A 24740-nucleotide genomic window follows, 5' to 3' on the forward strand; every position below is an offset into this window, starting at 1 on the left:
CAGCTTAAATTAATGGTGTCTACTTTATTGACAGAAGAGCAGTTTCAGCACTATCCGCATCGTTTGCCCGTTTTGCGCCGACTTTAATGCCCATTTCAACCTTATTTCTATCTTCCTGCTTCATCGGCGGACCAAGCCGGCCTAAGCAGTAACAACCGGGTTCACTAACAAGCAAATTTGGTTTACTAACCCTCGGAATGATACTTGAACAGCGAAGGGCAGGGGCGGGGTGCGGAGAAGAATAATGCTAGCCGGGATCTTCCCACCAGACGGCAGGAAAACGGGAGTATATGGGGAAATAAGTGAGGACTGGACAGCTCATTTATCGGGTGTTGGGAGGATTGACTATGTCGGGCAACAAAACGGTGTTGGCGGATATCTTGCAAGTGCGGGAGGTCAAACAGAAAGCGATAAGTCTGATCGGACTTCAAGGCGTTCGCCTGGAGGATCAACACGAATTGTTCCGAGGGCTAGAGTCGAGATTGAATGAAATCGATACGAAAAGTAACAGCTATCCTTACTTGGTCATCACTCCGGATTTCCGCCCGGTGGTCGGAGTCGAGGCCGGCTCTTTCGGGAAAGTGCCCCTGGGAATGATCGCGTATACGATCCCCGCGGACGACTATGTCGTGTTTCGATTCGAAAAGAAGCATATCGGCGATTTCTGGAGCAACATTTGCAGTAACGAAAATCAGGCCAGCTATAACATTGACCTGACGAAGCCCAGGTTCGAACGGTTCTCCCCCGAGCTCCAACCGTCAGGCATGGTGGAATGGCATTTGCCGGTCCGACGAACATGAATTGGGAAGCAAGGCGAATGGAAAACGAAAACCCTCCGGTTGTCATACGGACTGCAAAGTCCGGTTCGCCAGGAGGGCTTCTTAACGTTATTGGAGTGCAGCCAGCCCGGAAAACTCCAGCAATACATCGGCTGCAATCTGATCCACAATGCGGAAGTCTATAGATTTTGCATAAATGTCCTTGAGCTCGTCGTGCAGAGACTTAACGTGCGTCAGCTGTTGAATCGATTGCTTCATTTTGGCGGAATACCGTTGCTTGATCTCGCCGATCGTTTCCGCATGCGCTTCATCCGTTCCCGGCTTGATGCAGCTTGTATACATATCGATAATCTCGTCATCGGGACGTTCGGTGAAATATTCGTGCGGCGCCGTACTGTCGAATACCGCGAAGCCCAACTCCCGCACGATGACCATATCCAGACTGTTCGGATCGAAGCCGCAATGATACATTTCGACATCGTAACCCCGTTCGATTCCGGCAGCCGCCAGTTTTTTCAGCATGGTCGATTTGCCCGACCCCGCACGGCCTTTGACGAAATAACGTTTCAAGCCTTCCGTCAAGTTCGGAACGAAATCGACCGCGCCTTTCGGCGTGGCGGCTCCCAGAAACCGGTGGTCGATCCGGCTGTGCTTGTCGCCCTTGCGATCGGAGTCGCCGTATAATCGGCTTATATACTCATTCGTTAACCGATCGGCGGCTTGATAATCCATATTGGCGATATAGATCGATTCCCATTCGTCATGGATGCGGAGCGCCTCGGCAAAGCCGGCATAACTGCGTTCATAGGCCTGATCGATTTCATCGTTCAATCGTTCGATAGCCGACGTAGAACCGATCAGCTTATCCGTATTACAGGCGACGTCCAAGTCGACATATTTCAAATCAATCCCAGCTTGCTGCGGCCGTATGACTCTTGGCGCCGACCCATCAACAATTCCCGCCTTTAGCTCGGGGACAATCAAACCGTCGAGCGAGCCGTTGTCGGAGGGGCTATGAATGAGCCAGACGTCGTACCCGTTTTTCTCCATATGCTCTCCGATAGCCCGAATGAGAGTCGATTTCCCGGTACCCGGCCTTCCGCTCACGATAAACAGACGCTCAAGTCCTTGTAGGGACGAATCGAATAGGTTGGCAAAGCCATGAGCGGTATTGCCGCACGCATAAAAGTTTCGGATGCTTCCCGTCATCTCGGTCACGCCTTTCTGGGCAAATGTCATGGTGCATGCTCTATCTTATTACTCCACCGTACGGAAGGTGCGAGATGTTGAGGGGGGAGCCGGATTTCCGATCCGCCGGAAGGTTGACGAATAAACGGTTTAGCATTGACAGCGTTTGCAAAGCGTCTGTAGAATACAAGTAAGCACTTTTGAATACAGGTTGTTTACATGAATTGACGAATAGAAATGAAGAGCAAGTTCAGGCTAGTCCTGAAGAGAGGAGCCGCACCCGGATGATCATCGACAGCCATCTCCACCTTTTGTTTACGAGAAAAAACCGCTGGGAACCGCTTGTAGAAAAAACGCTGCACCATATGCGTTCGGTCGGGATCGACAAAACATGCTTGATGCCGCATCCGCAATTTGCCGGCAATATATATCCGAATCAGGCCGACATGACATTTCAGGCGGAGACGCTCGCGGAAATTACGAAGGCGCATCCGGATCTATTCCTGCCGCTGCTGTTCATCAACCCGTCCTTGCCGAGCGAGTTCACGTTGGAGCTGATGGAGAAGCATATTGTGAAAGGCAATCTGGTCGGGGCGAAGTTCCACATCTCGATGATCGCCGACGACGAGCGGTACGAGCCGATCTATGCGTTTCTGGAGCGGCATGACATTCCATTGCTGTTCCACAGCTGGTACAAAACGGTACAGCGGACGACGTTCGAATCGACACCTGCGGATATCGCGAGAATGGCGCGAAAGCATCCGTCCTTGCGAATTTTGATGGCGCACTTGACGGGAGCGAAGCTGCGCGGCATCCAAGATATTAAAGCGCTGCCAAACGTATATTTGGACACGTCGGGCTCGCAGCCGGAGGACGGCTATTTGGAGAGGGCGATCGAGGAGCTGGGCGCCGATCGGGTGTTGTTCGGCTCGGATTATCCGATCCGCGCATTTTCCACGCAGCTTGCCCGTATCGATTCCGTATCGATGTCTCAGGAAGACCGGGAGAAGGTGCTGTACCGAAACGCATTGAGATTTTTCCGCAAAGGAGGGGCATAAACGATGGAGAAGCCGTTGAACAAAGTGATCGATATGGCGACTTGGACGGGGAACTGGCCCTTTCTGAAGCTTCGCTATGCGGAATTGTCCGCCTTGAAGGGGAAATTGCAGTCGCTGCACGTGGAGCAGGCATTCGTAGCGCCGATTGAAGCCATTCTCGAGCAAGATCCGATGCGGGCGAACAAAGCTCTGCTCGAGGCAACGAGAGGCGACGATTTCTTCTCGCCGGTGCCGGTTGTCGATTTGTCGTATGCCAACTGGACGGAGGTAGTGGAGCTGGCCGCAAATGATGGCCGGGTGCGCATGGTGAAGCTGCTTCCAAGCTACCATATGTATGAAATAAGCGAACGGGTGCTGGAACCGCTGGTCGAGCTTGCGCAGCGTCACAAGCTGCTGATCGGCCTTCAGTTGCGGGTCGAGGACAAGCGCGGCATGTATCCGCTGCTGAACGTGGAAGAACCCGATATCGTCCGCGTCGTCAAGACGCTGTCCTATTTTCCCGAGCAGCCGTTCGTACTGGGCTATCCGGTCATAGCCGAATTGACCCAAGTGCTGAACTCGGTCGAGAACGTGTACGTGGAGCTTGCGGCGCTCGAAAATGTGGATATTACGCTGCTGCTGAAAAACTTGTATTCGCTCGACCGGATCTTGTTCGGCTCGCATGCGCCGTTCTTCATTCCGGAGGCGGTCCTGTCGAAGCTGAAATATACCGATGCCGCCCAGGAGGATGTGGAACAGGTCGCCTACCGCAATGCGGAGAAACTGTTGGAGTGGTGCAAAGCATAATCCCGGGTGATGAATCAAAGGAGCGGTACTCTGCGGAGTCCGCTCCTTCCGTCTTGTCTCAAATCGAATAAGAGACTTGCTTCTCCCGGTACGGCTTGCGTTCGTCCCGTTCGAGAATGCGATCGAGAATCAGCTTCTCGAAGTGGGCGAAGCCGCCGTCCTTTTCGCGGGGGCGCTCCAGCGTTATCGCAATATCGAGCGCGATGCGGCCGTTCTCGACGAGCACTACCCGGTCCGCAAGCGCAACGGCTTCGCTCACATCGTGAGTGACCAGCACCGCGGTGAAACGCTGCTCGTCCCACAGCCGCTCGATAAGCCGCTGCATCTCGATTCGCGTCAGCGCGTCCAGAGCGCCCAACGGCTCGTCGAGCAGCAGCAGCCTCGGTTCCCCGACTAGCGCCCTGGCCAGGGCGACGCGCTGCCGTTGGCCGCCGGACAATACGCCGGGCCATTCGCCGGCGCGGTCCTCCAGACCTACGTCCCGCAGTGCGTCAAGCGCGAGCTGCCGCGAACCGCTGCCGATCCCGATGCGAACGTTATCCACCGCACGTTTCCAGGGCAGCAGCCGCGCATCCTGAAACAGCATCCTCGTATCCTCGCGAATGCCCGTTATTTCGCTGCCATCGATCGATAACGCGCCGCTCGTCGGTCGGTCCAGCCCGGCCATCAGCCGGAGCAGCGTGCTTTTGCCGCAGCCGCTTCGCCCGACGATCGCGACGAATTGGCCGGACGGAATATCCAGCTCGATGTTGGTCAGCACTTGCTTGTCGCCGAACGCTTTGCCGGCGCCGCCGATCATAATCCGGGCTCCATTCCGGTGATTGGCCATCTTCATATTCCTCCTTGCGTCAGCGTTTGGCATAGCTCGGATGCCACTTGAGCAAAAGGTGCTCCAGCCATTTGGCGATGCTGTCCGACAGCTTCCCGAGCAGCGCGTATATCAAGATCGACAGCACGACGATATCGAGCCGCATGAACTCCCGGGCATTCATCGCCATATAGCCGATTCCGGAGCTCGCGGATATCGTCTCCGACACGATCAGCGTCAGCCACATGAACCCGAGCGCATAGCGCAGCCCGACGAGAATCGAGGACAGCGCTCCCGGCATGATGACATGACGGTACAGCGCGAGTCCGCGAAGGCCGTATACTTTGGCCATCTCGATCAGTCCGGGATCGATGGAGCGGATGCCGTGCAGCGTGTTCATGTAGATTGGGAAAAACACGCCGAGAGCGACCAGGAATATTTTGGCCGATTCCCCGATGCCGAACCATAAAATGACCAATGGAATAAGGGCGAGATGGGGGACATTGCGGATCATCTGCAGCGTACTGTCGAGCAGCCGGTTGGCCGCCGGAAAGACGCCGTTCAGCAAGCCGAGCAGAAAGCCGATGCCGCCACCGATGCCGAGTCCGATAAAAGCGCGCTTCGTGCTGATGCCGATATGATGGAAAATGTCGCCGCTGCGGATCAGCGCAAGGCCGGCTTCGGCCACCTTCAGCGGAGTCGGCAGCGTGCGGGTGGAAATCCATTCGAATTGACCGAGCAGCTGCCACACCACCACAATAAGGATGGGCAATATGGCCGGAACGTATGGACGATTCAGTCGTTTATGGAACCAATTCATGCGGAGCTCCTCCAGTTGGTGTGCCGCCGCCCGGCTCGGGGCGCTTGTTGTACGCGATCAGCTCCCCGGACGGGGGAATGGCCGGCGCTTCCTTGTGCTGCCGCGGCTCGATCGGCAGCAGCGGGAAGAGCAGCTCGGCGGTGCGGTAGGCTTCCTCCAAATGGGGGTAGCCGGACAGGATGAACGTTTCGATGCCAAGTTCGGCGTATCGCTTCATGGCTTTCGCCACGGAAGCCGGGTCGCCTACAAGGGCTGTGCCGGCGCCGCCGCGGACGAGACCGATGCCGGCCCACAGGTTCGGGCCGATAACGAGAGACGATTTGTCCCCGTTATGCAGTTGGGCCATCCGCTGCTGCCCGACCGAATCGTATCGGGCCAAAATTCGTTGAGCTTCGGCAATCGTCTTCTCATCCACATGGCGGATCAGCCGGTTCGCCGCATCCCAAGCCTCCTGCTCGGTCTCGCGGACGATCATGTGCAGCCTGATGCCGAATTTCACCGTTCTTCCGGCGGCGCGGGCAAGCTTCCTCACTTGCTCGAGCTTGTTCTCCACGTCTTCGGGAGGCTCGCCCCAAGTCAAGTAATAATCGACATGATCGGCGGCGATTTTCTGCGCGGCCGGAGAGGAGCCGCCGAAATAAAGAGGCGGATAAGGCTTCTGAAGCGCGGGAAACAGCAGCTCTCCGTTCTCGGTGCGCACATAGGTTCCATTGTAGGAAACGACCTCTCCCTGCATCAGCTGCCGCCATACCGTCATGAACTCGTCCGTCTGCTCATACCGCTCCCGATGGGACAAGAAGATGCCGTCACCGGCCAGCTCGTGCGGGTCTCCACCGGTAACGATATTGACGAGCAGCCTGCCTCCGGACAATCGGTCGAACGTTGCGGCCATCCGGGCAGCGGTCGAAGGCGACATCAGTCCGGGCCGGACGGCCACGAGGAATTTCAAATGCCGGGTCGAGGGAAACAGCGAGGAAGCTGCAACCCAGGCATCCTCGCACGCTTTGCCCGTCGGAACGAGTACGCCGTGATAGCCGAGCCGGTCGGCCGCTTGGGCGATTTGCCGCATATAATCGAAGTCCACCGCCCGAGCGCCGGTCGTCGTGCCCAAATAGTTGCCGTCTCCATGCAACGGTATAAACCAGAACAGTTCCATGTACAGTATCCACTCCTTCGTAGGCAGGGGTTATTTCAGTACGGCCTTGCTCACGTCAATGTTGTTGGGAATCAGCTTCAGGGCGAAGAAAGCGTCCGCCACCTTTTGCTGCTCGGCAATAATTTTGTCGTCGATCGGCAGTATCCCGTAGCCGCGGTGCGACAGCGCCTGCTTGAGAGACGGGACGTCGAGTCCGAGTCCCGGAGCCAGCAGCTTGGCGACGGCTTCCTGATTGTCCTTGGCCCATTTGTCGGAAATCTCCAATTGCTTGAGAATAACGTCAACCGCCTTGCGGTTCGATTCGGCAAAGCTGCGGGAGCCCAAATAAAACTCGTAGTTGCTGACTAGACCGTCTCCGTCGGCCAGCACCTTCGCTTCGGTTGCCAGCTGCGCGGCGGAATAGAACGGCTCCCAGATGACCCAGGCGTCCACGCTGCCTTTCTCGAATGCAGCCCGCGCGTCTGCCGGCGGAAGAAAGACGACCTCGACATCGCTGTATTTCAGACCGGCCTTTTCCAAATATTTAACGAGCAAATAGTGGACGTTGGAGCCTTTGTTCAGGGCGATTTTCTTGCCCTTCAGATCGGCGCCTTTCTGAATCGCCGAGTTTTTCGGCACGAGTATGCTCTCCGCTTTCGGGCTCTCCGGCGAGCGTGCCAAGTAAACGAGAGGGGTACCCGCTGCCTGGGCGAAGATGGGGGGCGCTTCCCCGACGTTGCCGAAATCGACGCTGCCTACGTTCATCGCTTCAAGGAGCTGCGGACCTCCGGGAAACTGGATCCATTCCGCCGCGTAACCGATCTTGGCGAGCTCTTCCTCCAGACCGCCCTTTTCTTTCAAAATGTTGACCGACGCATATTTCTGGTAGCCGATCTTCACCGTTTTTTTCGCATCCGCGGATTTGGCGCCTTCTGCCGGGGCGCTTGCGCCTGTCTTGGCGTCTGATCCGGAGCCGCATGCGGACAATAACCATAGCGCCATCGATAAGACGATAGCCGCCGCTATGCGCATGCCCTGTTTGGAAGTCCCCGCTGTTTGTTTCATTGCTTCACTGCCTCTCTGATCGATTGTTTTTCAAAACTAATAATTCCAATTGAATTACTTAGTTTTATTAACACCGAAATTACCACCAACCGATTGGAGTGTCAATACAATGAGCACACATGAGGAGCAATGAGGAGGAATGAGGAATAAGTTCGCGGAAACGAACATTGATAAGTTGAACTTTAAAAAGCTATAGACTATGATGATAAAAATATCATATAATACCAATAGAATTAATGGGTATTAACGTTCGGTCGCAGCGGGGTGCAGCCTATGTCTAGGGAACGCTTTGATCTATTGACTCTTCAGGAAGCTATGGATATATTGGGCGTCAGCCGGGCGACGATCGATCGTTGGCGCAAGGAGAAGCAGCTTCCATACATCAAGATCGGGAAGGAAGTATGGGTGAACAAGCAGAAGCTGCATGACTGGGTGCAGCTGCATGCCCTGAAGGAACCGGAGGAGAAGGGGCCCAGGGAGACGGCGGACCGCCGGACCGTAACGGTCGGGTATCAGAGCGGAGCCGCTCTCCTCTGGAGCACGCTCATCATGAAGCAGCTGGGCTTGTTCGAGCAGGAGCTGGAGAGGATAAGTCCGGCTACGGAATACGAGGTGCGATGGACGAATGCATCCAATGGCATGGAGCTTGTAGAGGAGCTGATCTCCGGACGCGCCCAGATCGTGTCCGTCGGAGATTATCCGATCTCGGCCAGCCGCGAGCTCGGACTGCTGTTGCCGCGTTTTCGCCCGTTGATGCTCGCTTTTGACGGCAAAACCCGCAGCGGCGGGGGCATCTCTCTGGTCGTTCCTCCGGGAAGTCGGGTCCGGAAGCCGGAGGAGCTTGCCGAGGTGTCGATATCGACGGTCGGCCATTCCAGCGCCTCGTATCGGTTAAAGGAATATATGGGCGTCTTCGGCTTCGATTCCGCGCCAATCACCCATCGTAGTATGGGAGACTGCCTGAGCGGGCTCGTCGAGGGGAGCACGGGAGCGGCCGTCCTGTGGGAGCCTTACCTGAGCTGGGCGCAGCTGCTCGGGGCCGGGGCGCCGATCGTTTCCGCAGGAATCGGAGAAGACTACTTGACGGGACTTATGACGGACGGCAATTGGGCCGAGGGGAACGAGGACATCGTAATCGCCTACCTGAAGGCGCATCTGCGCGCCCATGCCTTCATTCGCCGCCAGCCGGAGCGGGCTGCCGTTCTTGTCCATCAGGCGAGCGGTTTTCCCGTATCCGTCATTAGTCTGGTTTTGCCGCAAATTCGCTGGGACGCCTCTTTTTACAGCCGCGATCTGCAAACGTTGAACCGGGTAAGCGGCAGGCGGGAGAGAGAGCTTCAGGGCGGAACGGCGGTCGGCACGGGGGTTGCCTTTCAGAAGCGGTACTTGCAGGAAGCGGCGGAGGCTTTGAAGCTGCCGATTTTGCCGGACGCCCCTTTGCCCGGAGAATGGTCGCAAGAGCAGATTTATTGAGTGTCCTGGCTAACGTTCCGCGCAAGCCGCTCTAGTACGCTATATGCCGAAAAAAACAACTCTCCGGCCCGGGAGAGTTGTTTGCATTTCAACCGATTGATTGCACATGGATATAAGAGCATTGACTGGAAAGGAAGCTATTTCACCTTGCCGTATTTCCAATAAAGCAATTGCTCATCGCTATGGTCCTTTTGAAATCCCAACTTTTCCAATACGCGCTTGGATGCGATGTTATCCGCTTCGCATCTGGCGACGATACTGGCGACTGAAGCTTGATTCCAGGCCCAGTTTATTAAAGCTTGCGCCGCTTCATGGCAATACCCTTTACGCTGATGGCTTTCATTTATGGCAAAACCGATTTCGATCGAGCCGTCCGGATCGGGGTCGCCTATGAAGCCGATGCCGCCGACGATTTCCCGGGACTCCTTCGCCGCAATAATCCAAGAATCGAACCCTTTGGTTCCGCCGTTTTTGATCAGCAGCTCCCGAAAGTAAGGCAATGCTTCATAAAAATCGGGGCCGGGCCATTCACCGTCGGTTTTGTAGCCCAAAGCTTCGATCGCCCGCTTATCACGCCGCGCAGCCGCCTCGATAAGCTCGAGATCGAGCGTTTTTAGCAGCAGCCGGGAAGTTTCAAGTTGGATCATGGGTTCACCTTTCTTATTCGAAATACTTGCATGGAACATCCATACTCCTTGCACGGAGCTTACGTTTGATTCGCAATTTTACCACAGTTCCATGCCGATAAGCGTACCGAAAACATTTGATAGTTGTTTTTTCCAAGCTTTATTGAATCCGTATGCGCAGTCCGGGGTAAGCATCTCTCAGTTCACCCAATCTCACCTCAATCTCGGCCTTGTCAAAACGGCCCGCGAACAGTTCCTGTTCGGGCTTGAACGTTTTGCCGATAGTGCCGAAGCTGAAAAATGGCTGCTGACCCAATAGGATTTATAGACATGTCAATTACTTGACTAATAACAATCCGGTCCCTTTCCTCGTGTTATGATGAATGCAAAATGCATGTTGTGGAGGGGGACAACGACTTGAAGCAGCTATACCCTTATTATGTAGTCCATGAGGCAGATCATTTCGACCGCTTGCCGGTTGCGGGTCGTTTTCTGCAAGGAGATACGATGAATACCGCTTCCTTGAAGACCGAATTCGCCGCTTATACCCGCGACGGCAAGCTTCACATCCGCGTGTGGTGCCATGACGCCGACCAGCAGTGCGCGGAAACGATACGGCTCAATTTCGATCCGGACCATTCGGGTCGACGACCTCATAATGTGGTGCAAGTATTCGTAGAATCCGACGGTTCGACGAGAGCGGAAACGATGGAATACGACATTGTCCGCTTCACGCCGGTCGATGGCGTGCAAAGCCGTTCCGAGCTGAAAAACGGTGTGTGGGAAATAACGGTCGAGCTGCCGTTGGATCTCGTATATAAGAGCAGAGGGACCAGACCGTATATCGGTCTTAACGTGATCCGGGTGCGCAAAGGCCATTCGACCTCCAAATGGTCGGGGCTGCCGGGTGAGATCTCGGTTCATTGCTTGCAGGGGATCGGGGATCTCCTATTTGCCGAGGGATTGTCGTCCGATCAATTGAACGATTGGATCGAGCGCGCGGTTCAGGACAGCAACACCGCCTATACGAAATGGGAGAAGCAAAAGCTGCCTCCGGACATGCTGCGTCACGTTCGTGCCAAAAAATCGGGATTTTCGCTGCGCATCAAAAGGGAAGATGCGGAACGCGCCCGGATGAACGCCCGCGAAACGGAGTGGGGCGCCCTAATTGCCCGACGCATCTATGAGGTGGCGGACTATTGGGCGTCCAAATCGGACGATGAATTGTTCGACTTCATCATACCGGGCAATCCCCGCGCGATGACGCCCAGCCAGTTTTATGGAGATCCGCTCACCGGGGGAAACCGGCTGACGCTGAAAACGTGCCTGGAAACGCCGTTCCGATTTATTAACGAAAAAACGGGGGAATGGTGGTACCCGGGCAAAAGGTTGACGAACCCAACTACGGGGGAAGAAGTCGTCGTAGAGGATAACGGCGAAGGCTTCCTGATCCCGGAAGGATTTCCGAACCCGTACACCCGATGCATGCTCGTAGCCGCAACCCGCAACTATAGGCTGGCGATGGCTATGGCGGCTCCGTATTGCCCCTCGATCACCGATAAAGATGTCGTACCGGAAACGAGCGGCACGAAGTACGCCGGTGGCATTCCGAATTTGGCGTATGCCTACATATTGTCCGGAGATGTTCGTTATGCCTACAAAGCGGCCATTCTGATCGGCAGAATTGCCGAGCTGTACCCTTATATGAACGGCGGGTATCATGACGGAAGCTACTCGGACACGGTGCATCTGTCGGAGCCGTCAACGACGGGCACGGAATGGAAGAAAAACGTACTGGAGGCGTACGATCTCATTTTTGACGGTATCGATTCGTTCCACGACGATTTGACCGCATTGTTCAGTCGAAAGCCCGATGCCGAGAACCGGCAGCGAGACGTGCCGTTCGATTTGCGGAGAGCGGTCGAGCAGGAAATGATCCCGTATGTGATTTATACCTGCGAGCTGGAACGAAGCGGCGCAAGCGATTGGTCGATGAGACTGCTGGAGCTCGAGATGGAGGCGGCCGCCTTGATCCAGAACGGGGAGCTGCTCCACCGAGTGCTGACGGATTCCGCCTTCAGCTTGTTCTCCAAGCTGAAGAACGGCTATTACCGAGACGGAAAATATGCGTACGATTCTTCCGGCTACGTGGAAATGATGTCTTACGCGATGATGAATTATCCGAATTGGACATACTTGTTCCAGGACGAAGGACAGTTCCGTCAACCTTTCAACCTGTTCGAGGATCCGCGTTTCGGCATAAAGGAAATCATTTCTTTTTATTACCGGTACCGGTGCGGAAGTTTATCGGCCGCATTCGGCGATACGCCGACGGATAACCTGCTGCCTATCTCGGACAAGCGCAAAAGCGGAATGACGCCATATCTGGCATTGAGCGAAACCGTGTTCCGCAGAATGCCTTCCGCACGCGATGTGATCGGTCCTGCATTGAGCCAATACGATCGGGAGGAGCTGGCCCGCCTGCGGGTGGAAGCTTGCACCGAAAACGGACGGGGAGGCAACCAGTCGCTGCTCGTGCTGGCGAATGCCCTTGCAGATGAGGATTTGCAGCCGTATCGCGGAAAGGCGTCTCCCGGCATACAGCCTTCCTTTTTGCTGGAGGATTCGGAGGTCAGCATTCTGAGAAGCGGCAGCTCCGCAAGGAACAGCAAGCATCTCGTCTTATACGGGCAGCCGACGCTGCCGCATGCGCACGGCGACAAGCTCGGCCTATGGCTGGGAGCATTCGGCGTCCACCAGCTCGCCTTCGGGGGCCACTATCCGTATATCTGGATCGGACCGAAAATATCGCAATGGGAGCTGCACTCCGCGTCGTGCAACGTCGTTCTCGTAGACGGCAAAAATCAGGCGCCATCCAGCTCGATTCAGCTCGAGCATTACGAAGGAAGCCTGATGCAAGTGGCGGGGATGGAGAATAAGGAAGCTTACCCCGGCAGCCATTACGAGAGATGGGCCTGGCTTATTCAAGCTCCCGACGGGGAAAATGCTTATGTGCTGGATCAGTTTTTCGTAAAGGAAGGTTCCCGCTTCGATTACAATACGCATGGACTGGACGTACCGTTGGAACGTGTCGAATTCGAGGGCGTCGAGCAGTGGGAAGAGATGCAGGGCACGTTGGCCGGAGAGGATGTTCCGCTGTACGGACAGCCCGGCTACGGTTGGATGAAAGCGGTGCGTAGAGCGAAGGCGAGCAAACGGGTGTCCTGGACTTATCCTTACGGGGACAGTTCGTTGAAAATTACCGCGTTGAACACGGAGGAGATGGAGCTCATCTGCTGTCTGGGCGAGAAGGGCGGACAAGAAATGAAAAAGTCTTCCTGGGACGCTTACGTGCTGCTGAGGGACGAGCAGGCCGATCCGGCAGGGCACGCCGCCAGCTTCCTCGCGGTCATGGAACCTTACGAGAGCAGACCGTTTCTGCAATCCGTTCAAGCGATGGAGCTGATCGAGGGGAAGAGCGACGTATTTCCCCCGGTAGGAGTTTGCGTGACCCATCCGGACGGCAGCAGGGACATCTTGATCTCCAACAAGAACGTCGGCCAATCGGTTACGTTTCGGGACGAGACGGGAATGAAGCATACGACGGATGCACAGTCGCTGTTTATCCGGTATCGCGGTGATCGTCCAGTACGTTTGGAGGCGCTCGGTTTCACGGCGATCGATTCGGGAGGGCTGCGAGTCCGCCAGCCGCATGCCGTGTGGCACGGCATCGTTACGGACGTGGATGTGGACCGCAGGCAGATCGGGGTGGAATTTGGCCAAGGCATTCCGGATTCGTCACAGTTTCCAGGTTCCGTAGGGTTTATTTCCGGAGACGGCTACAAGAAGCCTTCCCCGTATTACATCCGAGATCCTCGACTGAGCGGCAACAAGCTCGTATTCCGCACGGACATTACGCTGCTGCGGGGGGAAGAGGGCTGGAAGGGTACGGAAAAAGCGCGGGTGCAGCAAGGCAAGCCGGTTATCGCATACATGGGCAAACGGATGTTGGCCGATGTCAAGACCGGGGACCGGTTTGCGATGAAGAACCGGATTTACGAGGAGTGGGACTGACCGGATTTACCGAATACGATTTAAATAGCGATTGTCCGATTTGTTCTATATCTCCGTTCCGCCAGCCGGTATAATCGATAAAAAGGCGTATGGGAGGCAGGACATATATGCATTTGGAAACGATAAGCGTGACAATCGAACGCCAGCCGGAGGAAGTATATGCATTCATCATGAATCCGGACAATCTTCAGCAATGGATTCCGTCATTTGCCGAATCTGTCCAACGTTCCGGAGACGATCTGATCGTGGAAACATCGGAAGAACCGATGAAATTTCGCTTCGTCGGGCGCAATGAGTACGGGGTCGCCGACCACTTCGTGACTCTGATGTCGGGAGAATGCATATACAATCCGATGCGCGTGATCGCGAACGGAACATGCAGCGAGGTGTTGTTCACCTTATTCAAACGGCCGGGCATGTCGGATGAACAGTATGCCGACGACGCCCGTAATGTGGCGATCGATTTGAATGCTTTGAAAGCTGTGCTTGAACGGAAATAACTCCCCGTCAGCGACGGAAGCCGTAATCTTTGATTTTGATACGGATCTTGCATTTTATCGTTAGACGCGGATATTCATCCTGCCAAGCCAATGCTTTCCACTGAGCGTACGGCATGCTGTTTCTTACATGGGCGCCGATGCCCAGGCTATCGGTTTTCTTTGCCTGCAGAAATTGCAGCAGCTCGTTGCCGCGCTGGGTCAATTGGTCGGACATGGCCCGTTCCAACGCCTCCCTGTCCTTATCGTCGCTCAGTCTTAATTTGCCGATATATTCCAGAACCGATGCCTTCACTTTGACATCGATCTGTACGCTTCGCTGCTCGCCGCCTTTTCCGGCAACGTCAACCGACCTGGAGCTGTTCAAGGAACTGAGCATGACGCTTTTGCTGCCGATATCGGATTTCGACAAATCGAGGCTCAGCTCGCCATGCTTGAAGTTGCCTCGCAAAAATGCGAAAACAAGCGAATCTTTCGGTTCGATTTTGTCCACGTACCGTCCGCCTTGGAATAGTCCGATCCCGTCGACGATAATGCTTTCTCCAATATCCTTCAGAACCGGCGCCACGGGATCGATTCCGTCGTCATAATAGTCTCTCGTGAATGAATACAGCGTCGTTTCCGGAATCGTTTGTCCTTTCGCTTCTTTTTCGATTAACCGATCGATATATTTGCCCGTTCGCGGGCTTTCGGGAAAGTTTTTGGCGAGCATATCTGCGGCATCTCCATTGATCACGACAATCTTTACTTGATCGGAAATGGTCGGATCGCGAATCAACGTATCCATATGCTCCCATATGTCCCGCTTGGACAGCGACAGGCCGAACAATGCGGTCCGCAGCTGGCCACTGACCAGCAGCAGATTCGTTTTTCTGGCCAGAATGATTCGCGCTTCTTTGGCGCTGTCCGCATCCGTTTTGAGAAACTTGCTGTTCGTTTTGATGTCGGTATTGGAGAGAGGCATCGTTATCCCGTACTTGATTTTCCCGTCCGCTTCCAGGTCGTGGCTCGTCGACTGGATAAAGCCCGTCCTTTCCAATATTCTACGATCGCCGCAACCGGTTAGCAGGAATAACGTGATCAGAAACAAGGACAGAGTGCGCGGACTATGCATCGGCAACGCCACCTTTCCTCCTCTGGACCAACAGCAGCACAATGAGAACGGCTGGCAGGCCGAAGGATACGGCAAGCTCGACATAGCTCAAATAGCCGATCCACCGCTGGACCTCGCTCAGCACTTCGGGAATATAAGAGATCCAATACACCAGGAACACGATCAGGAAGGCGAGCAGCTTGCCGCTTGCCGGAATCATTTGTTGAAGCGTTTCTTTGGCCGACCAGCAGTACATGACCGTCGTAATGATGATGGGGAACAGAAAACCGCCGTACATCAAATTTTCTATCGCCTGAATGAACGGAAGTTGGACATAAGCCAATAAATTCAGTAGCGGGAACTCCAGATTTTTCAACGACTCGTATCCGTAAAATCCGAAGGCGACGATACTGAAAAATAAATAATTGAATGCAAGAATCGCATTGCCGGCCAGCACCGATCTGGCGAACTTCGTCTTGCGGTCGCAATAGGGCATTAGCAGCAGGCTTAGCTCGTAGCCCAGAAATGAAGTGAATATCGTAACGAAGCCTTTGATTGACGGTTGTCCGTTTTGGAAGACGAAGGGAGTCAGTCGGGCCCATTCGAAGTCGCCGAAAAAGAAAAAGAGAAGCAACACCATCCAAATAATCATCCAGAAGAAGACGGTTGCCGCCTTGGAGATGTTGTATACCGTCTTGATCATCAATAAGAACACGAGAACGTCGACCGCAAGCTTAAACAGCATCGGAGGCGTTGTCGGAAATGCGATCATCTGAAAGATGAGCACATAATTTTTGGTTATGAGGCAGCCGAACATGGACCATACGCAAACGAGTAAAGTATAGAACGGATAGAGCAGCGCCTTGGGGATGGATTGCTCCATAATCGCGAACATGGATTTTCCGTTTCCCAACCGGAAGACGACTGAAATCATTCCGATATTCAGGGATACGATCAGGGAGATCACGATCAGGATGAGCCATCCGTTCGTCCCGAAATTTTCGGCCAACAGTTGAGGGAGCGTGAATACGACAATCCCCGTTTGAATCATGTAAATGAATATAGTCAAGTGAAACGGCGACAATTTTTCCTGCATGCTTCCCACACCTTCACTTTTTCATCCTGTGCTTTACCCGGTTCGGCGATTTAATCTGCGTAGGTCTATCCGTCAAAAATTTAAATGGGGCCACGATAAAGGTATCTTTCCAATCCTTCAGGCGAAAAGGGGCGACCGGAGTCAAATAAGACGAACCGAGACTCGTAAGGCCGCTCATGTGAATGACGATGGCGGTAATGCCGAGCGCAAGTCCGAAATTGCCCCATATACCAGCCAATACGATCAGACCGAAGCGGAGAAACCGGATGGAAGCGCTCATGACGTAGGCGGGAGTGACGAACGACGCGATCGCGGAGGCGGCCACGGCAATAATCAATATATTGCTTGTCAGTCCGGCTTGCACGGCCGCTTGTCCGATCACGATACCTCCTACGATACCGATAGTTTGCCCGATCTTGGTGGGCAGACGGGCTCCGGCCTCGCGCAGCAATTCGATGGTCGTTTCCAAAAACAAAGCTTCATAAAGCGGGGGAAACGGAACCCGGCTTCTCGATTCCGTCAGAGTGAGAAGCAAATTTTCCGGGATCATCTCGTAATGGAACGTAGTCACGGATACATATAGAGCCGTAAACCCGATCGTAATCAACAGAGCAAGAAATCTCAGTAATCTGCTTGCGCTCCCCAATAACCAACGTTGGTAGTAATCGTCGGAAGAGGAGAAATATTCGAAGAAGGAAGTCGGTGCGGAAAACCCCGAGGGACTGCCGTCCACAATGCCGACCACTCGGCCCGAAACCAGCTTGGAGCCGATCGCGTCGGGGCGTTCCGAGGTAAGGAATTGCGGAAAGACCGAGTACGGGGAGTCGTCGATCATTTGCAGCAGCATATTCGTATCGAAGATGGAATCGACTTCGACGTTTCTTATTCTGGCGATAGCCTCATCCACGTATTGCATATTGGCAATATCTTTTATGTATAAAATGTATACGTCCGTTTTTGTTATTTCGCCGACGGATAGCTTGACCACTTTCAAATGCGGGCTTTTGACACGCTGACGGATCATCGCCAGATTGACTCCCGCTTGCTCGGTGAATGCATCGTGCGGGCCGGTAATAACCGTTTCCGTTTCGGATTGCGAGACGGGACGGCTCTGAAACCCGAACACGTCGACGAGGTAGGCGACTTGCTTATAAAAAACGGCGGCTTTGCCGGATAAAATGCCGAGCACCAGCTCTTTCGAAGCGGCCGTGGCGGAAAATTGGGCTTCTGACAACAATTCGGACATTTCGTCGGCCTGTACGCTCAAAAGGGGATTCATTACGTCCCTGAACAGCTTGTCGCGGTCGACTAGATGATCGAAATAGAGCAGATCGGCTTTAACTTGCGGATATGTTCGATGGACAAGATCCGAACAATCATGAAATTCGCGCAAAATATAGGATAGAGTCGGTTTCCCGGAATGATCGGATGTTCCCGGTTCGGAAGCGGGAGCCGGATGTTTCGCGAACAAGGTGTGCCAAGCCCGTTTCAAGAAGTTCACAATCCGCACCTTCCATCCATTGTGATTGCATTTACTATGTGCGGAAGGCGAACGTTTTAATCATTGTTGGGAGCGGAGGGGAACGTTGCCTGCGTTGTCATCCGAGTAAGATCGAGCATGCGCGGATTTTTCCGGGAACAAGAAAGAGCAGTGGCCGACTGGCCTCTGCTCTTCTTATGATCTTCACGTTCGGCCGCTTAGCAAGACGAAGCGTCAAGTGGACTGCTTTTGTATTTTCGCGGGATTGTTGATTTTGTATGGCACGGGATGCTTTGTAAGCTTCTTCGCAACGATTTTTCCTTCAAAGGTGATCGTGTCGCCGACAGCCAGCTCCAGCTTTTTGAGCGTGGCGCTGTGGCTCGACCAGGCAACGCCGACCTCGATTTCCGGATCTGCGATGGAAACCGCCTCATAGATGATGACTTCGTCGTCATTGTCCGAGAAATTGTTCGGTACCGTAGTAAACTCTTGCACGGTGGCGGTCATTTTAACTTTATCCTCGGGAAGCTGGAGCTTGTCCGCCTTCTTCTTCGACGTTTTCCCTTTCGGAGCCTCTTCGACCTGAACCTCTTCCGTATTCATTGCTTCAGACTCGGTTTCGTCGACCGTAGCCGGTTCCGACTTGGCTTCTTCGGGAGTGGAAGCCTCTTCCAGAACAACGTCCGGCTCCGCATCCTCCGTCTCCGCCTCCGCGGCGGCGGTTATTCTTCGGCCGAACGACGAGGCTTGCATCTCCTTCAGGTAAGCGGGGTGGATGCAGTGCCGCTGCCCGTTGTCAAGCTCGATGACCGCGGTCAATTTATCCACGTAGCCGACGATGCTGCAAGTCAGATTCGCGCCATTTCCTTTATACAAAAACGATTTCGTGCGGATCGCTTTCTCGGACAGCAGCCCCCATTCCTTGCATTGCTCGAGCTGTGCCGTCTCGTCTTCGAAGGCATTATACGCGATAGGTTCGATGATAAACGCATGGACCATAGTTTCTCCGCCTTTCTTGATTCACAACGTTATTTTAACATCTTTTGCTTGTTTTTGCTTCCGCGTCATTCAAAGAAGCAGGACGAGCTAAAGCGCAATTGGATCCGAACGGCCATCTCTCGATTTAGGTCGTCCCATAGGGGGGGGGGCCTTTTTCTTGACGATCCGGAAAGTTTATCTTCGCAAAAGCGCCAAAACCTCGCCGTCATTTTCAGCAAACATTTAGCTGCCGCTCAAGAACGGTTCAGATTCACCGCCTATAATCCAAACTGTAGAGCGATACAAAAATTATGCGGCATGGAGGGATAAGGCAATGGAAACGAACAACGACAAAGAGCTTCGACCCGTTACAATCGATCAGCCTATACAGGCTCCCATACCAACTGAACGCCCGAACGCAACACGAAGAGCAGGATCGGTCAAAGGGAAATTCGCCGCTTTTATGGCAGGCGCCTTGATGGTCGGCAGCTTGTCGTTCGCGGCCGATAAATTCGATTTATTTACGGGAGATGCAGTCCCTGTATCGAGCGTTGCGCCGGCGGCTTCCGGAACATCAGGCAATAACGGGGGAGCGACGACCGCTTCGGTCACGACGACGCAAACGAACAGCATTGCGTCTTTGGCCGAGCAAGCGAATCCGGCCGTCGTGAAGATCGAGACGAAAGTAAGCCGGCAGTCCTCCTCGGCACGTTCGATGGAAGCCGATCCGTTTTTCCGCCAATTTTTCGGCATGCAGCAGCCGGGACAATCGGAAGAGAACAGCGGGGAGCCGGAGGCCGCGGGAATGGGCTCGGGTTTTCTATTCGAAGCTTCCGGCTATATTTTGACGAATGAGCACGTGATCGCAGCCGCGGACGAAATCGAGGTGAGCGTTCAAGGGTATGGCGAGCCGTTTAAAGCGACGCTGATCGGGAGCAGCCATAAGCAGGATTTGGCCGTGCTCAAAATCGAAGGGGAGCAACCATTCCCTATTTTGCCTATAGGCGATTCCGGGGAAGCCAACGTTGGGGATTGGGTTGTCGCGATCGGCAATCCGTATGAGTTCGACTATACCGTTACGGCCGGTCTGCTCAGCGCCAAAGAGCGTCCGATCAGCATTCGCGACGAGGGAGGAACGCGTAATTACGAGCATTTGATCCAAACGGATGCGGCGATAAACCCCGGAAATTCGGGAGGTCCTTTGTTGAATATGAACGGGGAAGTGATCGGAATCAACACCGCTGTCGATTCCGAAGCGCAAGGCATCGGCTTCGCGATACCGACCTCTACGGTCCGGACCGTTTTGGAGCAGCTGGTCGGCAATGTGACAATACCGGGCAAATCGAAGACGGGCTCCGGCACCGTATGAACGCGGAAGGGAGTGAACGCAGATTAATACCGGGAAGAGGAGACGGAGACGGGTTGTATTCGCGGCTGCCATATTAATTGCGGTTATAGGCATTACTTTGTATAGCCTTGCGGACCGGTACTTGATCGAGCATGTCGAGGGCGTCGTCACGAACGAACAAGCCGATCCGGACAAGGCCGATGCGACGACGGGCGAGGCGGAGTATGACGATTGGAACTACAGCAGCGACGATATCGACATTCATATCGATAAAGTGGAAGCCGGCTCCGGCGCGGGCAAGATCACCTATTACGTAGCCGACGTCAAGCTCGAGTCTTCGTCCGATCTGCAGTCCGCCTTCGCCAAAAACGCCTTCGGACGAAACATCATCGAAGATACATCCAAAATCGCATCCGACCACCAAGCGATATTCGCGATAAACGGCGATTATTACGGGTTCCGCAGCGATGGCGTCATTATTCGCAACGGTACCGTTTATAGGGATGTGCCTGCTCGCACCGGACTGGCTTTATTCCGGGACGGGACGATGGAATCATACGACGAGCAGCAGCTCTCCTCCGGTTCGCTGCTGGCCCGGGGAGTCGCCCAGACATTCTCGTTCGGACCGGCCTTGGTCGAGAACGGACAAGCCGTCGGCGATTTCGCCAGCGTCAAAATCGATTCGAACTTCGGGAACCGGTCGATCCAGGATTCGAACCCGAGAACCGGCATCGGGCTCGTTGCTCCCAATCATTACAAGTTTGTCGTCGTGGACGGACGAATGGCAAATTACAGCAAAGGTTTGACTTTATCCGAATTTGCGAAGCTGTTCGCCGACCTCGGGTGTACGGATGCGTATAATTTGGACGGCGGCGGCTCGTCCACGATGTATTTTATGGGACGGGTCGTGAACAATCCGCTAGGCAAGCAGGACGAACGCGGCGTGAGCGATATTATATACATCGGGAGAGGTGACGGAAAATGACGTTCGTCTTGATCCCCTCTTACGAACCGGACGCAAGGCTGCCGGAGTTTGTCGGCCGGCTGAAGTCGATGTGCGATCTGCCGATCGTCATCGTGGACGACGGCAGCGGAGAGGCTTGCAAGCCGATCTTCAAGGCTGTAGCGGATGCAGGCTGCCGGGTGTTGACGCACGAGCGCAACCGGGGCAAAGGAACGGCCTTGAAAACAGGCTTTCAATATATCAAGGATACCGGAGAGGCCGGAGGCGTCGTTTGTGCGGATAGCGACGGACAGCATTTGCCGGAGGATATTATGAAAATCGCGGAAGCTCTTGACGGGCGCGAGCGGCATGTTGTGATGGGCAGCAGACGGTTTACCGGCAAAGTGCCTCTGCGAAGCCGGTTGGGCAACGGCTTGACCCGGATCGTCTTCGCGATGACGACCGGAACCCGCGTTCAGGATACGCAGACCGGCCTGCGGGGGTATCCGGCCCCAATGCTCGAAGTTGTTATTGAATTACGGAGTGCTTCGTCTTTATAACGAAAGCTGGGGAATCCCACTGGCGATAGCGAAGCCGCTGACCGAAGCGTCGATCTTCCTGTTCAGCTACTGGGTGCAAAAAAAATTCGTATATGCTTGACATTCGAGCTCGAGTCAAACGACTGCCGGAAATGGTTCGGCGGTTTTCTTTTGTGAATCTCGTTGACCTTTCATAAATATAATATATGATATGTAATATATCTATTTTGAATGAAGCGGGAGGTAGTGGAAAGTGTTCATCGATATTCATGCGCATGCTTATAGAAAGCCGGTACCGTTCGTCGTCCAATTTTGCACGGCGGAGCAATTGATCCAACGTTATGACGAGTTGGGGATCGAGAAGGGAGTGATTCTCCCTATCGTCAGTCCGGAAGTGTACTTGCCTCAGGCGAATGAAGATATTCTCGATATGGCCGAACTATATCCGGACCGATTGATTCCGTACTGCAATATCGACCCGCGCGCTTTGAGCAATTCGGCGGATGCTCCGCTCGACAAACTGCTCTCCTATTACCGCGATAAAGGCTGCAAGGGGCTTGGGGAAATCATGCTCAACGTTCCGCTCATGCATCCGATGGTGCAAAATTTGTTTCGTCATGCCGAGCGCGTCGGTCTTCCCGTCGTTTTCGACGGCTCCGACCAAATCGGCGGAGATTTCGGATTATATGACGATCCGGGATTGCCGCAATTGGAGCATACGCTGCAAAGGTTTCCGAATCTGATCATTTTCGGGCACGGGCCGGTATTCTGGGCTGAAATCGGTCGGTTGCAGACACCGGGCGAGAGGGCGATCATTTTCGATCTGAACGGCGGACAAGTCGGGCGATTGCCGAGCGGCCCGATTCAAGAAGAGGGCGTCGTGCCCATTCTGTTCCGCAGATATCCGAATTTATACGGCGATTTATCCGATTATACCGCTCATAACGCCATATCCCGCGATCCGCAGTACGGCCCGAAGTTTTTGGACGAATTCCAGGATCGGTTATTTTTCGGCACCGATATATGCACGGTAACGATGCCGGTTCCGTTGGTCGATCTGCTTATCGAGTGGCGCGACACCAAGAAAATTAGCGAGGTCGTGTTTAACAAGATCGCAAGAGAGAATGCCATCAAGCTGTTCGGATTGAAATAAAACCCTGCGAGAGCGGGTCCGAAAACCGCCGATTCCCTTGTCCTGCTTGGGTTTACGGCGGTTTTTCCATTTTACGCAAGCAGTCGAACTTGAGATTGACATTACATATATATTGAGTATATTATATATAATATAGAGATGGAAAGCGGTGGTGATGCCGATCAAGCACAAAATGCGATTAAAAGGCTAACAACATACACGCATACCGATCAGTCACAATGCAATGATCGTTTGGGCATGTACTTCAAAGGGGCAGTACTGATCAAATGGGGAGGGTTCATTCATTGTTCGATTCCAAATATTTGTTAAGCGACGATCAGATGGCACAATTTATCGCTCATGGTTATGTGCAGCTACGGACGGATTTCTCAGAGCAATTTTATAAAACCGTTCTGCAAAAAATGAATGAAGTGTATACGAACGAAGGGAATCCGGGCAATAATCTGGTGCCCCGCATACCGGAAATCCAACAACTTTTCGACCATCCGACCGTAAAGGGCGCTCTCACCAGCGTTCTCGGGCCCGATTACGTCATGCACGCCCATCGGCACGGTCATTACAACCGTCCGGGCACCAGCGACGGGGGATGGCATAAGGACAATTATTGGGGCAACGAGAAGACCAGAAATCACCTCCCGTGGTCGGCCATGATTTTCTACTACCCTCAAGACGTTACGCCCGATATGGGGCCGACCGGCATCGTGCCGGGCTCGCAGAACCGGTATAAATTCAATAAAAACGAAGAGCTTAATTTGCCTGTCGTCGGCAAAGCGGGAACGTTTGCCCTGATTTCATACGACATATGGCATAGAGCGTCGGCAAACAGCTCGCTTAACGACAGGTACATGCTTAAATTTCTCTTCTTCCGTCTGAAAGCGCCTACGCAGCCGGAATGGAACAATCAAAGAAGAGGTTGGCAGCCGCCGAAAGAGATGCATCCGATCAAAGAGAACCGTCAATTATGGGAGCACGTATGGAGCTGGATGTCCGGATCTCCGTCATGGCAAGGTCGGACGGAGCGGCAAGACGGTCCCGCAGCCGCAACGGACAGCCGGGGGATCGACGAATTGGCAAGCGCTCTTGTCGGCGCCGACGAGAACGAAGCGCTCAATGCCGCATACGCGTTGGCAGCCAAGGGTACGGAAGGAATCCAGGCGCTTGTCGACGGTCTGAAGCATTCGGATCCCGGAGTAGTCGACCCGTACAGCTTCTCGATACCGAGACTTTCCGCACATGGACTGGCCGCGGCAGGAGCTCCGGCGGTTCCCGCACTGATCAAGGCTTTGAATGAAAAGTACGACAATCCGGATGTGCGGGGTCAAATCGCTTTCGCTTTGGGGGAAATCGGGGAACAGGCATCGCCGGCCGTTCCTAAATTAATCGAAATCATGCAGGAAGATTCGCCATTCATCCGTCAGCATGTCGTCGAAGCGCTGGGGATGATCAAGCAGCCGAGTGCGCTTATTGTTCCCGCTCTAGGCAAGGCGCTGCAGGACAAAACGCAATATGTACGCTTTAGTGCAGGCTTGGCGCTGGCTCGGATAGGGCCGGAAGCGGGGGCGGCAGTACCCGCGTTGGAGCAAGCTTTGCATGCCGAGGATGCGACTACGTTTATGCTGCCTGCCTCGAAAGCGGATCAGGGCGCCAGATATGTTTCGGCAATAGCGGCGACGGCACTTCAGCGAATCAGAACGGATGAAGCATTGGACGTGCTGCTGCCTTATTTACAGACTGCGCGCTGGTGCCCCGTTACTACGAAAGTTTCAACGTTTTAATCGACGATCGACCCCCGGCAAGAACA

At 54.1% G+C, this 24740-nt stretch carries 22 protein-coding genes; 12 read left to right on the plus strand and 10 right to left on the minus strand.

Going from position 1 to position 24740, the window contains the following annotated elements:
• Positions 1 to 347 precede the first annotated feature (347 nt).
• Entirely contained in the window at positions 348 to 800 is a 453-nt protein-coding gene (locus tag FE784_RS30305; RefSeq protein ID WP_139606008.1) for a GyrI-like domain-containing protein, read from the plus strand.
• 87 nt (positions 801 to 887) lie between these two features.
• Here FE784_RS30305 and FE784_RS30310 read toward each other — a convergent pair whose 3' ends face one another.
• Positions 888 to 1988 (minus strand): PRK06851 family protein, encoded by a 1101-nt coding sequence (locus FE784_RS30310; RefSeq protein WP_139606054.1) that lies wholly within the window; start codon positions 1986 to 1988, stop codon positions 888 to 890.
• 263 nt (positions 1989 to 2251) lie between these two features.
• Between FE784_RS30310 and FE784_RS30315 the strand changes: the two genes are divergently transcribed.
• On the plus strand, positions 2252 to 3025 hold the full coding sequence (locus FE784_RS30315) for an amidohydrolase family protein (RefSeq protein ID WP_139606009.1): 774 nt from the start codon (positions 2252 to 2254) through the stop codon (positions 3023 to 3025).
• A gap of 3 nt (positions 3026 to 3028) precedes the next feature.
• Positions 3029 to 3811, plus strand: coding sequence for an amidohydrolase family protein (locus FE784_RS30320; protein WP_139606010.1), 783 nt, complete (start codon positions 3029 to 3031; stop codon positions 3809 to 3811).
• Between the two features lie 58 nt (positions 3812 to 3869).
• Here the strand turns inward: FE784_RS30320 and FE784_RS30325 are convergent, their stop codons facing one another.
• The 4 genes from FE784_RS30325 to FE784_RS30340 are packed head-to-tail and all read right to left on the minus strand — an operon-like array spanning position 3870 to position 7639.
• Entirely contained in the window at positions 3870 to 4640 is a 771-nt protein-coding gene (locus FE784_RS30325) for an ATP-binding cassette domain-containing protein (RefSeq protein WP_139606011.1), read from the minus strand.
• Between the two features lie 19 nt (positions 4641 to 4659).
• The gene (ssuC, locus tag FE784_RS30330; RefSeq protein WP_139606012.1) at positions 4660 to 5439 is read right to left on the minus strand and encodes an aliphatic sulfonate ABC transporter permease SsuC; all 780 of its coding nucleotides are present in this window, start codon (positions 5437 to 5439) and stop codon (positions 4660 to 4662) included.
• Entirely contained in the window at positions 5423 to 6595 is a 1173-nt protein-coding gene (gene ssuD, locus FE784_RS30335; RefSeq protein WP_139606013.1) for an FMNH2-dependent alkanesulfonate monooxygenase, read from the minus strand. Before ssuD ends, ssuC begins: the two co-directional genes overlap by 17 nt.
• 30 nt (positions 6596 to 6625) lie before the next feature.
• A complete protein-coding gene (locus tag FE784_RS30340) occupies positions 6626 to 7639 on the minus strand; it encodes a sulfonate ABC transporter substrate-binding protein (RefSeq protein ID WP_246132257.1) in 1014 nt (337 codons plus the stop codon).
• 273 nt (positions 7640 to 7912) lie between these two features.
• Here FE784_RS30340 and FE784_RS30345 point away from each other — a divergent pair, with 273 nt between their 5' ends.
• A complete protein-coding gene (locus FE784_RS30345) occupies positions 7913 to 9112 on the plus strand; it encodes a helix-turn-helix domain-containing protein (RefSeq protein ID WP_139606014.1) in 1200 nt (399 codons plus the stop codon).
• 137 nt (positions 9113 to 9249) lie between these two features.
• On the opposite strand, the gene FE784_RS30350 is transcribed toward FE784_RS30345, so the two are convergent.
• Positions 9250 to 9759: a GNAT family N-acetyltransferase gene (locus tag FE784_RS30350; RefSeq protein WP_139606015.1), complete on the minus strand. Its 510-nt coding sequence runs from the start codon at positions 9757 to 9759 to the stop codon at positions 9250 to 9252.
• Between FE784_RS30350 and FE784_RS30355 the strand changes: the two genes are divergently transcribed.
• From FE784_RS30355 to FE784_RS30365, 3 genes are all read left to right on the plus strand, one after another.
• Complete coding sequence (locus FE784_RS30355) at positions 9758 to 10057, plus strand: hypothetical protein (RefSeq protein WP_139606016.1); 300 nt, start codon at positions 9758 to 9760, stop codon at positions 10055 to 10057. The two genes, FE784_RS30350 and FE784_RS30355, sit on opposite strands and share 2 nt — an antisense overlap.
• 98 nt (positions 10058 to 10155) lie before the next feature.
• Positions 10156 to 13812, plus strand: a complete 3657-nt coding sequence (locus FE784_RS30360; RefSeq protein ID WP_139606017.1) for a heparinase II/III family protein — start codon at positions 10156 to 10158, stop codon at positions 13810 to 13812.
• 107 nt (positions 13813 to 13919) lie between these two features.
• Positions 13920 to 14312 carry an SRPBCC family protein gene (locus FE784_RS30365; protein ID WP_139606018.1) on the plus strand — a complete coding sequence of 131 codons (393 nt, stop codon included), beginning with the start codon at positions 13920 to 13922 and terminating at the stop codon, positions 14310 to 14312.
• Between the two features lie 7 nt (positions 14313 to 14319).
• Here FE784_RS30365 and FE784_RS30370 read toward each other — a convergent pair whose 3' ends face one another.
• From FE784_RS30370 to FE784_RS30385, 4 genes are all read right to left on the minus strand, one after another.
• Positions 14320 to 15423 carry a Ger(x)C family spore germination protein gene (locus FE784_RS30370; protein WP_246132264.1) on the minus strand — a complete coding sequence of 368 codons (1104 nt, stop codon included), beginning with the start codon at positions 15421 to 15423 and terminating at the stop codon, positions 14320 to 14322.
• Complete coding sequence (locus FE784_RS30375; protein ID WP_139606020.1) at positions 15416 to 16498, minus strand: GerAB/ArcD/ProY family transporter; 1083 nt, start codon at positions 16496 to 16498, stop codon at positions 15416 to 15418. The genes FE784_RS30370 and FE784_RS30375 overlap by 8 nt, the downstream gene beginning before the upstream one ends.
• Before the next feature lie 13 nt (positions 16499 to 16511).
• A complete protein-coding gene (locus tag FE784_RS30380; protein WP_246132258.1) occupies positions 16512 to 17999 on the minus strand; it encodes a spore germination protein in 1488 nt (495 codons plus the stop codon).
• 213 nt (positions 18000 to 18212) lie between these two features.
• Positions 18213 to 18977, minus strand: coding sequence for a hypothetical protein (locus FE784_RS30385; protein WP_139606022.1), 765 nt, complete (start codon positions 18975 to 18977; stop codon positions 18213 to 18215).
• Between the two features lie 313 nt (positions 18978 to 19290).
• On the opposite strand from FE784_RS30385, the gene FE784_RS30390 reads away from it, so the two are divergent.
• The 5 genes from FE784_RS30390 to FE784_RS30410 all read left to right on the plus strand — a co-directional run bounded on the left by FE784_RS30390 (position 19291) and on the right by FE784_RS30410 (position 24714).
• On the plus strand, positions 19291 to 20325 hold the full coding sequence (locus FE784_RS30390) for a trypsin-like peptidase domain-containing protein (protein WP_139606023.1): 1035 nt from the start codon (positions 19291 to 19293) through the stop codon (positions 20323 to 20325).
• Between the two features lie 121 nt (positions 20326 to 20446).
• Positions 20447 to 21289 carry a phosphodiester glycosidase family protein gene (locus FE784_RS30395; protein WP_246132259.1) on the plus strand — a complete coding sequence of 281 codons (843 nt, stop codon included), beginning with the start codon at positions 20447 to 20449 and terminating at the stop codon, positions 21287 to 21289.
• Positions 21286 to 21807 carry a glycosyltransferase family 2 protein gene (locus FE784_RS30400; protein ID WP_139606025.1) on the plus strand — a complete coding sequence of 174 codons (522 nt, stop codon included), beginning with the start codon at positions 21286 to 21288 and terminating at the stop codon, positions 21805 to 21807. Before FE784_RS30395 ends, FE784_RS30400 begins: the two co-directional genes overlap by 4 nt.
• 232 nt (positions 21808 to 22039) lie before the next feature.
• Positions 22040 to 22939: an amidohydrolase family protein gene (locus tag FE784_RS30405; protein ID WP_139606026.1), complete on the plus strand. Its 900-nt coding sequence runs from the start codon at positions 22040 to 22042 to the stop codon at positions 22937 to 22939.
• A gap of 284 nt (positions 22940 to 23223) precedes the next feature.
• Entirely contained in the window at positions 23224 to 24714 is a 1491-nt protein-coding gene (locus FE784_RS30410) for a HEAT repeat domain-containing protein (protein ID WP_246132260.1), read from the plus strand.
• The last annotated feature ends 26 nt before the right edge of the window (positions 24715 to 24740 follow it).

This window comes from Paenibacillus hemerocallicola, assembly GCF_006265175.1.
GTDB classification, from domain to species: Bacteria; Bacillota; Bacilli; order Paenibacillales; family NBRC-103111; genus Paenibacillus_AB; species Paenibacillus_AB hemerocallicola.

What these genes read in the sequence shown, in the direction of transcription:
- FE784_RS30310 (WP_139606054.1), bottom strand. Translation starts at nt 1,988, where the DNA reads ATGACGGGAAGCATCCGAAACTTTTATGCGTGCGGCAATACCGCTCAT.
- ssuC (WP_139606012.1), bottom strand. Translation starts at nt 5,439, where the DNA reads ATGAATTGGTTCCATAAACGACTGAATCGTCCATACGTTCCGGCCATA.
- FE784_RS30350 (WP_139606015.1), bottom strand. Translation starts at nt 9,759, where the DNA reads ATGATCCAACTTGAAACTTCCCGGCTGCTGCTAAAAACGCTCGATCTC.
- ssuD (WP_139606013.1), bottom strand. Translation starts at nt 6,595, where the DNA reads ATGGAACTGTTCTGGTTTATACCGTTGCATGGAGACGGCAACTATTTG.
- FE784_RS30315 (WP_139606009.1), top strand. Translation starts at nt 2,252, where the DNA reads ATGATCATCGACAGCCATCTCCACCTTTTGTTTACGAGAAAAAACCGC.
- FE784_RS30345 (WP_139606014.1), top strand. Translation starts at nt 7,913, where the DNA reads ATGTCTAGGGAACGCTTTGATCTATTGACTCTTCAGGAAGCTATGGAT.
- FE784_RS30400 (WP_139606025.1), top strand. Translation starts at nt 21,286, where the DNA reads ATGACGTTCGTCTTGATCCCCTCTTACGAACCGGACGCAAGGCTGCCG.
- FE784_RS30365 (WP_139606018.1), top strand. Translation starts at nt 13,920, where the DNA reads ATGCATTTGGAAACGATAAGCGTGACAATCGAACGCCAGCCGGAGGAA.
- FE784_RS30390 (WP_139606023.1), top strand. Translation starts at nt 19,291, where the DNA reads ATGGAAACGAACAACGACAAAGAGCTTCGACCCGTTACAATCGATCAG.
- FE784_RS30340 (WP_246132257.1), bottom strand. Translation starts at nt 7,639, where the DNA reads ATGAAACAAACAGCGGGGACTTCCAAACAGGGCATGCGCATAGCGGCG.
- FE784_RS30385 (WP_139606022.1), bottom strand. Translation starts at nt 18,977, where the DNA reads ATGGTCCATGCGTTTATCATCGAACCTATCGCGTATAATGCCTTCGAA.
- FE784_RS30325 (WP_139606011.1), bottom strand. Translation starts at nt 4,640, where the DNA reads ATGGCCAATCACCGGAATGGAGCCCGGATTATGATCGGCGGCGCCGGC.
- FE784_RS30305 (WP_139606008.1), top strand. Translation starts at nt 348, where the DNA reads ATGTCGGGCAACAAAACGGTGTTGGCGGATATCTTGCAAGTGCGGGAG.
- FE784_RS30320 (WP_139606010.1), top strand. Translation starts at nt 3,029, where the DNA reads ATGGAGAAGCCGTTGAACAAAGTGATCGATATGGCGACTTGGACGGGG.
- FE784_RS30355 (WP_139606016.1), top strand. Translation starts at nt 9,758, where the DNA reads ATGGGTTCACCTTTCTTATTCGAAATACTTGCATGGAACATCCATACT.
- FE784_RS30375 (WP_139606020.1), bottom strand. Translation starts at nt 16,498, where the DNA reads ATGCAGGAAAAATTGTCGCCGTTTCACTTGACTATATTCATTTACATG.
- FE784_RS30370 (WP_246132264.1), bottom strand. Translation starts at nt 15,423, where the DNA reads ATGCATAGTCCGCGCACTCTGTCCTTGTTTCTGATCACGTTATTCCTG.